This is a genomic window from Methylobacterium sp. ARG-1 (genome assembly GCF_001262595.1).
Lineage (GTDB): Bacteria > Pseudomonadota > Alphaproteobacteria > Rhizobiales > Beijerinckiaceae > Methylobacterium > Methylobacterium brachiatum.
Window position 1 is genome coordinate 24,464 of record NZ_LHCD01000025.1, and the last position, 14,097, is coordinate 38,560.

Annotated in this window: 13 protein-coding genes; 7 read left to right on the forward strand and 6 right to left on the reverse strand. The window is 71.2% G+C overall.

All coding sequences use genetic code 11. The annotated features are described in order from the left end of the window. The first annotated feature begins 23 nt into the window (after positions 1–23). Positions 24–1,316, forward strand: coding sequence for a family 16 glycosylhydrolase (locus tag AKJ13_RS20615; RefSeq protein ID WP_050735041.1), 1,293 nt, complete (start codon positions 24–26; stop codon positions 1,314–1,316). 359 nt (positions 1,317–1,675) lie between these two features. Next, on the forward strand, positions 1,676–3,031 hold the full coding sequence (locus tag AKJ13_RS20620; RefSeq protein WP_200905672.1) for a CHASE3 domain-containing protein: 1,356 nt from the start codon (positions 1,676–1,678) through the stop codon (positions 3,029–3,031). Between the two features lie 56 nt (positions 3,032–3,087). Here the strand turns inward: AKJ13_RS20620 and AKJ13_RS20625 are convergent, their stop codons facing one another. Together AKJ13_RS20625 and AKJ13_RS20630 are read right to left on the reverse strand one after the other, a co-directional pair. Next, positions 3,088–3,870 (reverse strand): SDR family oxidoreductase, encoded by a 783-nt coding sequence (locus tag AKJ13_RS20625; protein ID WP_050735042.1) that lies wholly within the window; start codon positions 3,868–3,870, stop codon positions 3,088–3,090. Between the two features lie 157 nt (positions 3,871–4,027). Then, positions 4,028–4,645, reverse strand: a complete 618-nt coding sequence (locus AKJ13_RS20630; RefSeq protein ID WP_244471668.1) for a cupin domain-containing protein — start codon at positions 4,643–4,645, stop codon at positions 4,028–4,030. 149 nt (positions 4,646–4,794) lie between these two features. Here AKJ13_RS20630 and AKJ13_RS20635 point away from each other — a divergent pair, with 149 nt between their 5' ends. The 5 genes from AKJ13_RS20635 (at position 4,795) to AKJ13_RS20655 (ending at position 9,776) form a co-directional block, all read left to right on the forward strand. Further along, positions 4,795–5,562 (forward strand): ABC transporter substrate-binding protein, encoded by a 768-nt coding sequence (locus AKJ13_RS20635; protein WP_050735043.1) that lies wholly within the window; start codon positions 4,795–4,797, stop codon positions 5,560–5,562. Between the two features lie 5 nt (positions 5,563–5,567). Beyond that, positions 5,568–6,221, forward strand: coding sequence for an amino acid ABC transporter permease (locus tag AKJ13_RS20640; RefSeq protein ID WP_007562626.1), 654 nt, complete (start codon positions 5,568–5,570; stop codon positions 6,219–6,221). Beyond that, positions 6,218–6,949, forward strand: a complete 732-nt coding sequence (locus tag AKJ13_RS20645; protein ID WP_050735044.1) for an amino acid ABC transporter ATP-binding protein — start codon at positions 6,218–6,220, stop codon at positions 6,947–6,949. The genes AKJ13_RS20640 and AKJ13_RS20645 overlap by 4 nt, the downstream gene beginning before the upstream one ends. An 8-nt stretch (positions 6,950–6,957) precedes the next feature. Then, a complete protein-coding gene (locus AKJ13_RS20650) occupies positions 6,958–8,247 on the forward strand; it encodes an FAD-binding oxidoreductase (RefSeq protein WP_050735045.1) in 1,290 nt (429 codons plus the stop codon). Between the two features lie 185 nt (positions 8,248–8,432). After that, the gene (locus AKJ13_RS20655; protein WP_050735046.1) at positions 8,433–9,776 is read left to right on the forward strand and encodes an amino acid permease; all 1,344 of its coding nucleotides are present in this window, start codon (positions 8,433–8,435) and stop codon (positions 9,774–9,776) included. A 12-nt stretch (positions 9,777–9,788) separates the two neighbouring features. Here the strand turns inward: AKJ13_RS20655 and AKJ13_RS20660 are convergent, their stop codons facing one another. From AKJ13_RS20660 to AKJ13_RS20675, 4 genes are all read right to left on the reverse strand, one after another. Continuing rightward, a complete protein-coding gene (locus AKJ13_RS20660) occupies positions 9,789–10,529 on the reverse strand; it encodes an SAM-dependent methyltransferase (protein WP_244471669.1) in 741 nt (246 codons plus the stop codon). 76 nt (positions 10,530–10,605) lie between these two features. Then, the gene (locus tag AKJ13_RS20665; RefSeq protein ID WP_050735047.1) at positions 10,606–11,364 is read right to left on the reverse strand and encodes an ABC transporter ATP-binding protein; all 759 of its coding nucleotides are present in this window, start codon (positions 11,362–11,364) and stop codon (positions 10,606–10,608) included. A 5-nt stretch (positions 11,365–11,369) separates the two neighbouring features. Then, the gene (locus AKJ13_RS20670; RefSeq protein ID WP_050735048.1) at positions 11,370–13,211 is read right to left on the reverse strand and encodes a branched-chain amino acid ABC transporter ATP-binding protein/permease; all 1,842 of its coding nucleotides are present in this window, start codon (positions 13,209–13,211) and stop codon (positions 11,370–11,372) included. Then, the gene (locus tag AKJ13_RS20675; protein WP_007562633.1) at positions 13,208–14,083 is read right to left on the reverse strand and encodes a branched-chain amino acid ABC transporter permease; all 876 of its coding nucleotides are present in this window, start codon (positions 14,081–14,083) and stop codon (positions 13,208–13,210) included. Before AKJ13_RS20675 ends, AKJ13_RS20670 begins: the two co-directional genes overlap by 4 nt. Positions 14,084–14,097: the final 14 nt, after the last annotated feature.

Consider the following 14,097-nt stretch of genomic DNA (forward strand, 5'->3'; position numbering starts at 1 on the left):
GCGGAACTCACGGGCCAGCCACGATGCCGATCGACCCCAAGAACCTCGCGCAGACCGCGACCCTGACCTACAGCGCCGAGTTCGACACGCTCCAGCTCTGGAACGGAACCTCGGGCCTCGACACGGCGGGCGGGCCGCAATGGGGCAGCTACGTCACGGCGACCGGGACGCGGCCGTTCAACCAGGAGCAGCAATGGTACCTCCGGGCCGACCATGGCGTCGGCGGCGGCGGCGCGGCACTGCCCAACCCGTTCAGCGTCCAGAACGGCATCCTGACCATCACGGCGGCGCCGTCCGACCCGGCGCTGCTGCCGGACCTCGGCGGCCAGCCCTACACGTCCGGGATGATCAACACGTCCCACAGCTTCAGCCAGACCTACGGCTATTTCGAGATGCGGGCCGAGCTGCCGGCCGGGCAGGGGATGTGGCCGGCCTTCTGGCTGCTGGCGCAGGACGGCTCCTGGCCGCCCGAGATCGATGTGATGGAGATGCTCGGGCACGAGCCCGGCAGGCTCTACACCAGCGTGCACAGCCTGGGACCCGGCCAGACCGCCGGCGACCACACCCTCGCCCAGGCCGCCACGCAGGTCGCCGACATGAGCGACGGCTTCCACACCTACGGGGTCGATTGGGGGCCCGACAGCCTGGCCTTCTACTTCGACAGCCAGGAGGTCTTCCGCACGCCCACCCCGGCCGACCTGGACAAGCCGATGTACATGATCGCCAACCTGGCGGTCGGCGGCACGTGGCCGGGCGATGCCGACGCGACGACGCCGTTCCCGGCCCAGATGAACATCGATTACCTGCGCGCCTACCAGGCGAACCCGAACGCGAGCGCCCCCCTGGAGCCGGTCTTCCACTTCTACGACCCGTCCACCGGCCAGCACCTCTACACCGCCAGCACCGCGGAGCGGGACGCGCTGAAGACGTCGCAATCGGCCTACGCGTATCAGGGGGTCGGCTGGGCCGCCCCCACCGGGTCGGCCGGCACCACGGACGTGTTCCACTTCACCAACGCGGCGACGGGCGACCATTTCTACACGGCCAGCGCGGCGGAACGGGACGGCCTGATCGGCTCCGGTTCGGGCTATCGCTACGAGGGCGTCGCCTTCGAGGCCTACACGGATCCGTCCGCCGCCGGATGGGCCGCGATGAACATCGAGCGGTTCGTCAACACCGAGAGCGGCCGCCACTACTACGCGTCGAGCGCCGCGGAGATCACCTATATCGAGCAGGGCCACGCCGGCACCGGCTGGATCGACGAGGGCCACGCCTTCACGCTGCACGCCCCGACCCAGAGCATGTTCGGCCTCTAGAGCGCTCGTCGCCGAAGTGGATACCGGTTCGGCGTAAACGGGTGCGTAAAATCAATGACCTGGAGCTGTTCTTGGTCGCAGCGCGATCGGGAACGGCTCTAGCGGCCGGGGAGGGGGCGGCCCGATCGGATCACGATTGCGGCAGCATGGGCCGAAAACCCCTGTCCGCCGTGATGTTTGCCCGAGGGAGCGGGAACAATCGCCGGGGCCGCCTTTTGTGCTGGCGGTTCCACCCGTCGGCCCAGTCCGGATCGTCCGCCGCCCCCCTCGAGACAGGAGATCGCTGTGCCCGCGGCGCGGAGCGCGACCATGCGCGAGCCCCTACGGCCAGCGGCCCCGGCCCGCGGGATCGCCGGCGCGTGCGCGGCCCCGTCCTGCGCGGCTTCGGCGTGACCGCGCGGCGCACCCTCCAGGTGATCGCGCAGCTGCCCGGGCGCTCGAAGACCGTCGACCGGATGATTGCCGGCCTCGCCGTGATCCTGGCGATGCTGGGCATCGCGGTGGGCGCCTCGGTCTATCAGCAGCGCGGCAGCGAGGCGGTGCGCCACGCCCTGGCGGTGGAGGGCCGCCTCGGGCGCGTGCTGTCGGCGGTCCAGGACGCCGAGACCGGGCAGCGCGGCTACCTGCTGACCGGGGACGCGGACTTCCTGCAGCCGTTCCGGGCCGGCCGCTCCAAGGTCAACGGCGAGATCGCCCGGCTGCACGACCTGCTCCGGGACGACGACGGCCAGCGCGCCGAGCTCGACGGCCTGATCCTGCTGATCCGGGAGAAGCTCGGCGAGCTCGGCACCACGATCGACCTGCACCGGGGCGGCGATCCCGAGGCGAGCCGGACCCTCGTCCGCGAGGGCAGGGGGCGCCGCCTGATGGACGAGATCCGCACGGTCGTGCGCCGGATGGAGGCCCAGGAGGCGGCCCAGATGGAGCGGCGCCAGGCGGCGGTGTCCCGGATCGCGCTGCTGATCTGGGCGGCGCTCGCCGGGCTCGTCCTGGTGCTGATCCTGTTCGCGGTCTCGGCCATGCGCGAGGCCGGGAGGCGGCGCCGGTTGTCGCGCTTCCTGCCGCGGGAGCTGGTCGCGCGCCTGGCCGACGACGACGGCAGCCTGCGGGCCGGCCGGCGGCAGCAGGCGGTCATCGCCTTCGTCGACATGCGCGGCTCCACCGCCCTGGCCGAGCGCCTCGACCCGCAGCAGCTCTCGGCCTTCCTGTCCGCGTTCCGGCGGCGGGTGATGCGCATGGCCCGGCTGCACAACGGTGTCGTCGACAAGTTCATCGGCGACGGCGCCCTGGTGGTGTTCGGCCTGCCCGAGGCGCGCGCCGACGACGCCGCCCGGGCGGTGGCCTTCGCCCGAGACCTGGTCGAGGTCATCGCCCGCTGGAACCTCAAGGGCGAGCACGGCGCCGCGGTCCGGATCGGCGTCGGCCTCCATTGCGGCGAGGTGTTCAGCGGGATCATCGGCGAGGAGGCGCGCTACGAGTTCACCGTCCTGGGCGACACGGTGAACGTCGCCGCCCGCCTGGAGCAGGCGACCAAGGCCCACGGCGTGCCGATCCTGGCCTCGGAGGCCGTCCGGCGCGCGGCCGGCTCGGCGAAAGCCCTATGGCGGGAGGTCAGCCGCGAGCCCCTGCGCGGCCGACGGGAGCCGATGGCGTACTTTTCAGTCGAGCCCCCGGGCCAGGCCGCGACCGAACCGGCCCCCGGGATGGCGCTGTAGGCGCCCGTTCGGGCGCCGCGCGCAAAGCGCTCCGGGCCGGGCGACCGGAGCGGCACTCAGTCCCGCCGCGCGCCGCGCAGGGTCTTCAGGCCGATGCCGGTGGCCTCGAAGCCGCCATCCACGGCGAGCTGCTGGCCGGTGACGAAGGAGGCGCGCTCGGAGCACAGGAACACGATCGCCTCCGCGAGTTCGGTCTCCAGGCCGTAGCGCCCGAGGGGCACGGCGTCGTGGTAATCGGCGCGGATCTCGGGGCTGTGGACCGCCTTGGCCATCGCGGTGTCCACCGGGCCGGGAGCGACCGCGTTCACCCGGATGCCGAACTGTGCCAGCTCGACGGCCTGCTGCTTGGTGAGCTGCGCCAGCGCCGCCTTGCTGGTGCCGTAGGCTGTCCGCAGCGTCGAGGCGCGCAGGCCCGAGATCGAGGTGATGTTCACGATCGCGCCGCCGCGCGCGGCGAGCAGCGGCACGGCCGCCTGCGTGCACAGGAATGGCCCCGACAGGTTCACGGCCAGAACCCGCGACCAATCCGCGAAGGTGGTCTCCATCATCGGCTTGAAGATCGCGATCCCGGCATTGTTGACCAGCGCGTCGAGGCGGCCGAACCGCTCGGCCACCTGCCGCATCGCGCCTGCCACCGCCTCCGGGTCGGAGACGTCCGCGGTGACCGCCAGCACCGCGTCGGGCCGGCCGAGCCCGGCGGCGGCGGCTTCCACGCCCGGCCCGTCGATGTCGAGCAGGGCGACCCGCCATCCCTCCGCGAGGAACAGGGTCACGGCGGCGAGCCCGATGCCGCGGGCCGCCCCCGTCACCAGCGCGGTCCGGTCCTGGGTGTCGCTCATGGGTCGTGTCCGTCGGCGAGGGCCGCCCGGAGGCGGCGGAGGGGATCGGTTCGGGCGGGCCGTGGAAGTCCCGCACGCGGGAAACCGTTATTGCCGGTGCAACCGGGTGCGTGAAGGGGCGATGCGACTCCACGGGGCTGGCTCCAGCCGCCGGCGCTCACGGACCGGCTGGTCGCTCCCCCGCCAACGCGTTGACCCACAGGACGACGGCGCGCGTCCGGCCGTCGGGATTGCCGAACCGGTGCGGCCGATGGCTGGCGAAGCGGAAGCTGTCGCCGGCCGCGAGCTCCAGCGTGCGGGCCTCGACGACCAGGGTCAGGCGCCCCTCCAGCACCAGGCCGGCCTCCTCGCCGTCGTGGCTGAACAGCTCGTCGCCGGTGCTGGCCTTCGGCTCGAGCACCATGTGGAACAGGCTGAGGCTCTGCGTCCCCCCGGCGGGCGTCAGCAGCTGCTTGGTGATCCCGGCGCGCCAGAGCTTGAGCTCGGCCCGGTCCCGCTCGAACACCACGATCGGGTCGGGATCCTTCTCGGACGGGGCCCCCTCGAACAGGCCGCCGATGCCGGTCTGGAGCGTGTCGGCGAGCAGGGCCAGGACGCGCAGCGACGGCGAGGACAGGCCACGCTCCACCTGGCTGATGAAGCCGATCGACAGCCCGGTGCTGGCCGCGACCTTCTCGAGCGACAGGCGCCGCTCCTGGCGCAGGGCCCGCAGCCTTTGGCCCACGGCCCGGTCCACCGGATCGGCGCCTGTCGGTTCGACTTTGGGCCTGCTCACCGCAGCGTCATCCTGGAGACTCCGGGGCATCTTCATGCACGTGAAATCACCTTGCGTCGAGCCGCGAACCGTGCGGTAATCTTCACAGATATGAAAACAGAAGAGCGATAGCGCAACGCCGCGCTATGCCAGTGTCGAGGATCCGCGCCATGAGACGCCTGCTTCCGAGCCTGTGCCTGAGCCTCGCCCTGTTGATCCCCGGCCCGGCCCGGGCCGAGTCGCCCCTGAGGGTCGGCGCGACGCCCACCGGCCTGCCCTTCACCTTCCTCGACACCAAGACCAACACGATCCAGGGGGTCATGGTCGACCTCGTGAACGCGGTTGGCAAGGAGGCCGGCTTCGCCGTTGCGGTGGAACCGCTGCAATTCTCGACGCTGATCCCGGCGCTCACCGCCTCGAAGATCGACATCATCTCGGCGGCGATGTTCATCACGCCCCAGCGCAAGGAGGTCGTGGCCTTCTCGGCGCCGGTCTACAGCTACGGCGAGGGCCTGATCGTCCCGAAGGCCGACACGAAGGACTACACCTCCTTCGCCGACCTCAAGGGCGAGACCGTGGGCGCCCAGGTCGGCACCGCCTTCGTCGAGCCGCTGAAGAAGTCCGGCCTGTTCGCCGAGGTGAAGATCTACGACGCGATCCCGGACATCATCCGCGACGTGAATTCCGGGCGGCTCAAGGCCGGCTTCGCCGACGCCCCGATCCTGGCCTACTACGTCAAGCAGGGGATGTTTCCCGGCGTCCGGCTGGTCGAGACCCTCAAGCCGAGCGTCGTCGCCGCGGTGGGGATCAGCGTGCGCAAGGCCGACACCGCCCTGCTCGCCAAGATCGACGCGGCTCTGACCAAGCTGAAGGCCGACGGGACGCTGGAGAAGATCCTGACGAAGTGGGGTCTGCCGCCCTCCGCCGACCGGTCCTGAGCTTCATGCGCGAGTTCCTCGCCGATGCGCAGGATTATCTGCCGATCCTGTTCCAGGGCGTGCAGCTCACGGTCCTGATCACCCTGGCCTCCCTAGTGGTCTCGACCCTGCTCGGCCTGTTCTGGGCGGTGCTGCGGGTCTCCGGCATCGCCGTGCTGGCCGGTTTCAGCGCGGTGATGATCAACATCCTGCGCGGCATCCCGATCATCGTGCAGCTGTTCTACATCTACTTCGTGCTGCCGGATTTCGGCCTGTCGCTCACGGCGGTCCAGGCGGCGATCATCGGGCTCGGGATCGCCTATTCGGCCTACCAGGCCGAGAACTTCCGGGCCGGCATCGAGGCGGTGGATCGCGGGCAGGTCGAGGCCGCCCTGTCGATCGGCATGGGCTGGTGGATGACCATGCGCCGGGTGATCCTGCCCCAGGCGGTCAAGATCGCGCTGCCGCCCTACGGCAACATCATGATCATGATGCTCAAGGATTCGTCCCAGGCCTCGACCATCACGGTCGCGGAGCTGGCGCTCCAGGGCAAGCTCATCGCCTCCTCGACCTTCAAGAACACCAGCGTCTACACGATGGTGGCGCTGATGTACCTGGCGCTCAGCCTGCCGCTGATCCTCCTGGTGCGCCACCTCGAAGCGAAGGGGCGCCACCGGTGATCGTCCTCCAGGATGTGCGCAAGCATTACGGCTCGCTGGAGGTGATCAAGGGCGTCTCGGCCGAGGTCGCCAAGGGCGAGGTGGTCTGCATCATCGGACCGTCGGGATCCGGCAAGTCGACCCTGCTCCGCTGCATCAACGGGCTCGAAGCCTATGACGGCGGCGAGATCCGGGTGGACGGCCAGCGCGTCGACCGGGACAAGCGCAGCATCCAGACGATCCGCACGCGCGTCTCGATGGTGTTCCAGCGCTTCAACCTGTTCGCCAACCGCACCGCCCTGGAGAACGTGGTCGAGGGGCCGGTCCACGTGAAGCGGGAGCCCCGCGCCGAGGTCGAGGAACGGGCCCGGGCGCTGCTCGCCCGGGTCGGCCTCGCCGGCAAGGAGCACGCGCGGCCCAACGAGCTGTCGGGCGGCCAGCAGCAGCGCGTCGCGATCGCGCGGGCCCTGGCGATGCGCCCCGAGGCGATCCTGTTCGACGAACCGACCTCGGCGCTCGATCCCGAACTCGTCGGCGACGTCCTGCGGGTGATGCGCGGGCTGGCCGACGAGGGCATGACCATGCTGGTCGTGACCCACGAGATGGGCTTCGCCCGGGAGGTCGCCGACCGGGTGCTGTTCCTCGACGGCGGACGCCTGGTCGAGCAGGGCCCGGCCGCCGAGATCCTCAACCGTCCGCAGCACCCGCGCACCCAGGACTTCCTGCAGCGCGTGCTGCATCCGCTCTAGGGATCACCGTGGCTGAACCGTTTCCCCTTGCACCGTCGCTCTGGGCCACCACCGCGCCGCCCGGACCCGAGACGCCGCCGCTGACCGAATCCGGGCAGGCCGACGTCGTCATCGTCGGCGGCGGCTTCTGCGGCCTCTCGACCGCCCTGCACCTGGCCGAGCGCGGGATCCGGCCGGTGGTGCTGGAGGCCCGCGAGGTCGGCTTCGGCGGGTCCGGGCGCAACGGCGGCCAAGTGATCCCGGGGCTGAAATACGATCCCGCCGACCTCGTCGCCAAGTTCGGGCGCGAGCGCGGCGAGCGGCTGGCGCGCTTTGCCGGCAGCACCGCCGACACGGTCTTCGACCTGATCGCCCGGCACGCGATGGATGTGCCGCACCGGCGCGCCGGATGGATCCAGGGCGCCCATACCGAGGCCGGGCTCGCCGAGGTCGCGCGCCGGGCGGAGCAATGGGCCGGCCTCGGCGCCCCGACCCGGGTCCTCGACCGATCCGAGACCGCGCGGCTCCTCGGGACGGAGCGGTACCTGGGCGGCTGGCTCGACGGCCGCGGCGGCGCGATCCAGCCGCTGAGCTACGCCCGCGGCCTCGCCCGCGCCGCGCTGAAGGCCGGCGCCGCCATCCACGGGGGCAGCCCGGTCACCGGCCTAACCCGCAGCGGATCGACCTGGACCGTCACCACCGCGCAGGGCGCCCGGCTCTCGACCGAGCGGGTCGTCCTGTGCACCAACGGCTATACCGGCGGCCTGTGGCCGGGGCTGGCGCAGACCGTGATCGCGGCCAACTCCTTCCAGGTCGCCACGAAGCCGCTCTCGGACAACCTGCGCCGCTCGATCCTGCCGGAGGGGCAGGTCTCCTCGGACACGCGCAAGCTGCTCCTGTATTTCCGCCTCGACCATACCGGCCGCCTGCTGATGGGCGGCCGCGGCCCGTTCCGCGAGCCGCGCACGCCCCGGGACTGGGCGCATCTCGAGCGCATCGTCGGCAAGCTGTTCCCGCAGCTCGACGGCACCGCGTTCGACCACCGCTGGTGCGGCCGCGTGGCGATCACGCAGGATTACCTGCCCCATCTCCACGAGCCCGCCCCCGGGCTCCTGATCGACATCGGCTGCCAGGGCCGCGGCGTCGGCCTGCAATCCACCATGGGACGGGCGATCGCCCAGTACATCGCCACCGGCGACGCCGACAGCCTGCCCCTGCCGCTGACGCCGATCGCGCCGCTGCCGATGCACGCGTTCCACCGCCTCTACGTCTCGGCGATCATCGCTTGGTACCGGCTCAGCGACGGCGGCATCCGCTAGGCCGCCCGATGGCGAATGCCGCCCCGCACGCGGCAAACGGCCACCCCGGCGGGATCTGGCCGCCTATGCCGATTACTGCGATCCACACGGGGTCGAGCGGCGCGATGACAGTCTTGCCCTGACGAGACCGTCCGGGCTCCCGTCGAGCGCCGCGTTCCGGTGTCGGACCATGGCGGACAGGAGTCATGACCGACAGATCGAGCGCCGCGCGAGCCGCCCCGGCCGTCTCCACCCTGGCGGCGACGTCGATCGTGGTGGCCGACATGATCGGCATCGGGGTCTTCACCAGCCTCGGCTTCCAGGTGACGGACATCCCGTCCGGGTTCACGGTGCTGCTGCTGTGGCTCGTCGGCGGCGTGGTCGCCCTGTGCGGGGCGCTCTGCTACGCCGAGCTCGCCACGATGTTTCCCCGCTCCAGCGGCGAGTACAATCTCCTTACGCGGATCTACGGCCCGGCCGTCGGGTTCATGGCCGGCTGGCTCTCGGCCACCGTCGGGTTCTCGGCGCCGGTGGCGCTCGCCGCCATGGCGCTCGGCCAGTACGGCAAGGCGATCCTGCCCGGCGCCCCGCCGCTGCTGCTCGGCCTGGCGGCGATCTGGATCGTCTCGCTCGTGCACCTGCGCGGAACGCGCCACAGCAGCGCCTTCCAGATCGGGTTCACGCTGCTCAAGCTCGCGCTGATCGCGGCCTTCATCGGGGTGGGCTTCGCCCGGGGCGGCGGCCAGGGGAGCGGCTTCTCCCCCGCCGCATTCGATCCGGCGCAGGTCGTCAGCGCCGGCTTCGCGATCAGCCTGGTCTTCGTGATGTACGCCTATTCGGGCTGGAACGCCGCGACCTACATCGTCGGCGAGCTCGCCGACCCGCCGCGCAGCCTGCCGCGGGCGCTGTTCGTCGGGACCGGCCTCGTCGTCGCGCTCTCCGTCGCGCTGAACGCGGTGTTCCTCTACACGACCCCCGTGGCGGACCTCGCCGGCCAGGTCGAGATCGCCCTGATCGCCGGCCGTCACGTCTTCGGGGAGGCGGGCGGGCGCATCGTCGGCGCGCTGATCTGCGCCGGGCTGATCCCGACGATCAGCGCAATGATGTGGATCGGCCCGCGCGTGACCGTGGCGATGGGCGAGGACGTGCCGCTGCTGCGCCTGTTCGCAAGCCGCTCGGGGCGCGGCGTGCCGAATGCCGCGCTTCTCCTCCAGGCCTGTATCGCCACGATCCTGCTGTTCACGCAGAGCTTCGAGGCGGTGCTCGACTTCATCCAGTTCAGCCTGATCCTGTGCTCGTTCCTGACCGTGATCGGGCTGATCAAGCTCCGGATCACGCGGCCCGACCTACCGCGGCCGTTCCGGGCCTGGGGCTACCCGATCACCCCGCTGATCTTCCTGGCGGTCACGCTGTTCATGCTGGTCCACCTCGTCGCCGTCCGGCCGCTCCAGTCGCTTGCAGGCCTGGCCCTGATGCTGGCGGGGCTCGTCCTGTACGGCGTCGCGACCGCGCGGGCGCGGAGGACGGCGCGCCTCGCCCCTCCGCGCTGAGGATCACGCTGCTCAGGGGGCAGGCTTCGGATCGGCTCGGGTCACCCGCAGCACGTCGAGCCGGTACGCGGCGGTTCGCGACTGTTTCAGGACCCGCGCGAAGTCCTGCGCGTCCGCGATGAAGCCCTCGGCCGCCTCGTCGCCGGAGAGCGGGTAATGGGTGACGCCGAGCCAGTGGACCAGCACGATGTCGGCTTCGGGCAGCACCGCGCCCCTCACCCGCGCGACCAGCCGGGCGAGGTCGGCACGGTCGAGATAATAGGCTACCTCGGAGATCACGATCAGGTCGAACCGCCCGTCCGGCCAGGCGACCGGAACGGCGGCGAGTTCGAAGCGCACGTTCGGGCAACCGGCGCAGCGCGCCCGGGCTGCGTCCAGGACCGACGGCACCACGTCGAGCCCGACCAGCGCGTCGCAGCGGGGGCAGAGCTCGCGCGTGAAGACGCCGATCGAGCAGCCCACCTCGAGGCCCGACGCGTAGCGGGCCCGCGGCAGCGCCGCCAGCGTCGCGGCGTACTTGTCGCGCTCGTAGGGGCTGGAGGCGAAGCGCCACGGGTCCGATTCCGTGGCGTACATGCCCTTGAAGTACTCGGTATCGAGGGATTTCGAGCGGCGGCCCGTCGGCGTCTCGGCGGGCACAGCGGGATCGGTCTCCGCGCCGACGCCGCTCCCGATCCCGAGCACCGCGCTCGCGGCGACGGCGCCTCCGGCCTGCAGCAGGCGGCGCCGGGACTCTGGCTTGCGGTCGCGCACGATAGGCCTCACCGCACCGTCGGGGATCCGCAGTGGCAACCGGGCGCGGTCGGGGCGGTTCCGGGACGCGGCGGCGTCAGGCGGCGCTTCCCTCGGTGACGCGCCCGCCCAGATACGCGGCGCGGATGTCGTCGTTGGCCCAGAGCGCCTGCGGGTCGCCTTCGAGGACGAGGCGGCCAGTCTCCAGCACGTAGCCGCGGTCGGCGACCGACAGGCCCATGCGGGCGTTCTGCTCGACCAGCAGCACCGTCGTGCCGCGCCGGCGCACCTCCGCGATGATCGCGAACACCGCCTGGACGATCACCGGGGCGAGGCCCAGCGAGGGCTCGTCGAGGAGCAGGAGGCGCGGCTTGGCCATCAGGCCGCGGGCGAGCGCCACCATCTGGAGCTGACCGCCCGACAGGGTCCAGCCGAGGGCGTCGCCGAAGCGCCGGATGTCCGGGAACAGCTCGAACATCGCCTCGACCTCGTCGCGCAGGGCGCGCTTCGGGATGCCGGGGCGGTTCGAGGCGCCGAGCATGATGTTCTCGCGCACGGTGAGCCCCGGGAAGACCCGGCGCCCCTCGGGCACGTGGGCGACGCCGCGGCGCACGATCGCCTCCGGTTTCAGGCCGGTGAGCGGCTCGCCGTCGAGCAGGATGCTGCCGCCCGCCGGCTTCACGAGGCCGGAGATCGCCTTGAGGGTGGTCGACTTGCCGGCGCCGTTGGAGCCCAGCAGGGTCACGACCTCGCCGGTGCCGACCACGAACGAGAGCCCGCGCACCGCCTCGATCTCGCCGTAGCGGACGGTGAGGTCGCGGATCTCCAGAACCGGGTTCGACACGGCGGTGCTCATCCTGGTCAAGCCGGCGCGAGGTCGGTCTTCAGCGCGGTCTGAAGCCCCGCGTCCGGCCCGGTCGCGGCGTCCTCCCCGAGATAGGCCTCGATGACCGTGGGCTCGCGCAGCACCGAGGCGGTGACCCCGTCGGCGATGCGCCGGCCGAAGTTCAGGACGGTGACGTGGCTCGCCACATCGCTGACCAGGGTCATGTCGTGGTCGATGATCAGGATGGTCAGGCCCTTGGCGGCCATCCTTCGCAGCAGCACCGTCAGGGCGTTCTTCTCGCTGGAATTGAGCCCGGCGGCCGGCTCGTCGAGGAGCAGCAGCGTCGGGTTGCCGGCGAGCGCCCGGGCAATCTCGATCAGGCGCTGGTGCCCGTAGGAGAAGCCCGAGATCGGCTCCTGCGCCCGCGCCTCGAGCCCAACGAAGGCCAGGGCCGAGCGCGCGCGGGCCTCCAGCGCCGGCCGGCCGCTCGCGCCGAGGGGGTTGTTCGGGCGCTCGGCGCCGATCACCACGTTCTCCAGGGCGCTCATCGAGCGGAACAGGCGGATGTTCTGGAACGTGCGCCCGATCCCGACCGCGGCGCGCCGGTGCGGGGGAAACCGGGTGATGTCCTGGCCCTGGAGGCGCATCGTGCCGCCGGTCGGCGTGTAGAGGCCGGACAGGACGTTGAGCGTCGTGGTCTTGCCCGAGCCGTTCGGGCCGATCAGCGCGTGGATGCCGCCGCGAGTCACGGTGAAATCGATCGCGTCCACGGCCTTGAGGCCGCCGAAATGCTTGGACAGACCGGACACCGTCAGCAGCGTTTCCGAGGCGTCGCGCCCCTGGGTCAGCGTCAGCTCCGGGGCGGGCGGCGGCGCGGGCTTGGCCGGCCGCAGCCGGCGGACCTGATCGCCCAAAAACCCCCAGATGCCGTCGGGCATGAACACGACGATCAGGATCACCGCGAGCCCGTAGATCGCCAGGTACAGGCCCGGGACCTCCTTGAGGAAGCGCAGCCATTCGGGGATGAGGATCAGGAGGCCGGTGCCGATCACCGCGCCCACCGGCGAGCCGACGCCGCCGAGCAGCGCCATCGTCAGGAAGACGATCGACTCGGCGAAGGAGAACTGGTCCGGGCTGATATAGGTGAAGCTGCCGGCGAACAGCCCGCCGCCCAGCCCCGCCAGCAGCGCCCCGATGGCGAAGGCCGCGACCTTGGTGCGGTAGACGTCGATGCCGCTCACGCCCGCGGCCAGCTCGTTGTCGCGCACCGCCCGCATGGCGCGCCCGAGCCGGGTCCGCGGCAGGTGCCAGACCAGCCAGCCGACCACCGCGAGGACCAGCACGCAGAGCGCGAGATAGCTCTGCCCGTCCGCGAACAGGGCGGGGCGGCGGATGTTGGGCACCCCGTCCGGGCCGTGGGTGACCGGGATCCAGTTGGTCAGGACCAGGGTGAGGATCTGCTGGAACGAGATCGTGACCATGGCGAGGTAGTGGCCGCCGAGCCGCAGCGTCGAGGCGCCGAGCACCGCGCCGAGGACGATCGCCAGCGCCAGCCCGATCGGCAGGCACAGCCAGAAATTCAGGCCGTGATCGACCGTGCCGAGGCCGACCGCATAGGCGCCGATCCCGAAGAAGGCGGCCTGGGCCAGGTTGATCTGGCCGCACAGCCCCAGCACCACGGTGAGCCCGATCACCGCGATCGCGTAGGTCGCGGCCTGCATCAGGATGTTGAGGACGTAGCCGCTGAACGGCGTCGTCGCGGCGAGCGCCACCGCGGCCGCGGCGAGGCCCGCATAGGCGAGGCTGCCGAGGGGCATCCGGCGGGGCGCGGCCGCCGGCGCGGCCGGGACGGCGGTCGTGATGGGCTCGGCGCTCATGCTTTCTCCGCCACCCGCTCGCCGAACAGCCCCTGCGGGCGCACGACTAGGAAGGCCACGAGGACGATGAAGGCGAAGGCGTCCTTGTACGGCACCGAGACGTAGGCCGCCCCGAAGGTCTCGATGATGCCAAGCGCCAGCCCGCCGATGATCGCGCCGGTCACGTCGCCGAACCCGCCGATGATCGTCGCGGCAAACGCCTTGAGCGCGATGGTCGCGCCCATCTGGATCGACACGAAAAGGACGGGCGCCACGAGGATGCCGGCGATGCCCCCGAGCACGGCGCTGTAGACGAAGGTCAGCATGATCATGCCGGCGACCGGGATGCCCAGAAGCGCGGCCATCTCCTTGTCCTGCGAGGTCGCCTGGAGCTTCTTGCCGACCAGGGTGTGCTCGAAGAACCAGTACTGGAACGCCACGAGCGCCGCGGTCACCGCGATGATCAACAGGTACTGGCTGTCGAGGAAGACCGGCCCGAGCAGGAAGCCTTGCGTCTCGAAGACCGGCGGCAGGACCTGCGGCTGCGGCCCGTAGAGGGCGAGCGTGGTGTTGGCCAGGAAGATCGAGGCGCCGATCGTCGAGATGATCACCGGCAGGTAGGTGCGGTGGCGCAGGGGATAGTAGACGCCGAGGTTGAACAGGGCGCCGAGCAGGGCCATCCCGCCGATGGTGAGCAGCACCGAAAGCCAGTACGGCCATTCGAGGTCGACGGCGAACACCACCATCAGGAAGGCCGCCACCATCGAGAACTCGCCCTGCGCGAAGTTCACGACGTTGGTGGCGCGGAAGATCAGCACGAAGCCCAGGGCGACCAGGGCGTAGACCGAGCCGATGCCGATCCCGGTGAAGAGGAGCTGGAGGATCAGGTCCATGTCTGCGTCCGTTC

What these genes read in the sequence shown, in the direction of transcription:
- AKJ13_RS20665 (WP_050735047.1), bottom strand. Translation starts at nt 11,364, where the DNA reads ATGAGCACCGCCGTGTCGAACCCGGTTCTGGAGATCCGCGACCTCACC.
- AKJ13_RS20635 (WP_050735043.1), top strand. Translation starts at nt 4,795, where the DNA reads ATGAGACGCCTGCTTCCGAGCCTGTGCCTGAGCCTCGCCCTGTTGATC.
- AKJ13_RS20655 (WP_050735046.1), top strand. Translation starts at nt 8,433, where the DNA reads ATGACCGACAGATCGAGCGCCGCGCGAGCCGCCCCGGCCGTCTCCACC.
- AKJ13_RS20670 (WP_050735048.1), bottom strand. Translation starts at nt 13,211, where the DNA reads ATGAGCGCCGAGCCCATCACGACCGCCGTCCCGGCCGCGCCGGCGGCC.
- AKJ13_RS20615 (WP_050735041.1), top strand. Translation starts at nt 24, where the DNA reads ATGCCGATCGACCCCAAGAACCTCGCGCAGACCGCGACCCTGACCTAC.
- AKJ13_RS20640 (WP_007562626.1), top strand. Translation starts at nt 5,568, where the DNA reads ATGCGCGAGTTCCTCGCCGATGCGCAGGATTATCTGCCGATCCTGTTC.
- AKJ13_RS20625 (WP_050735042.1), bottom strand. Translation starts at nt 3,870, where the DNA reads ATGAGCGACACCCAGGACCGGACCGCGCTGGTGACGGGGGCGGCCCGC.
- AKJ13_RS20675 (WP_007562633.1), bottom strand. Translation starts at nt 14,083, where the DNA reads ATGGACCTGATCCTCCAGCTCCTCTTCACCGGGATCGGCATCGGCTCG.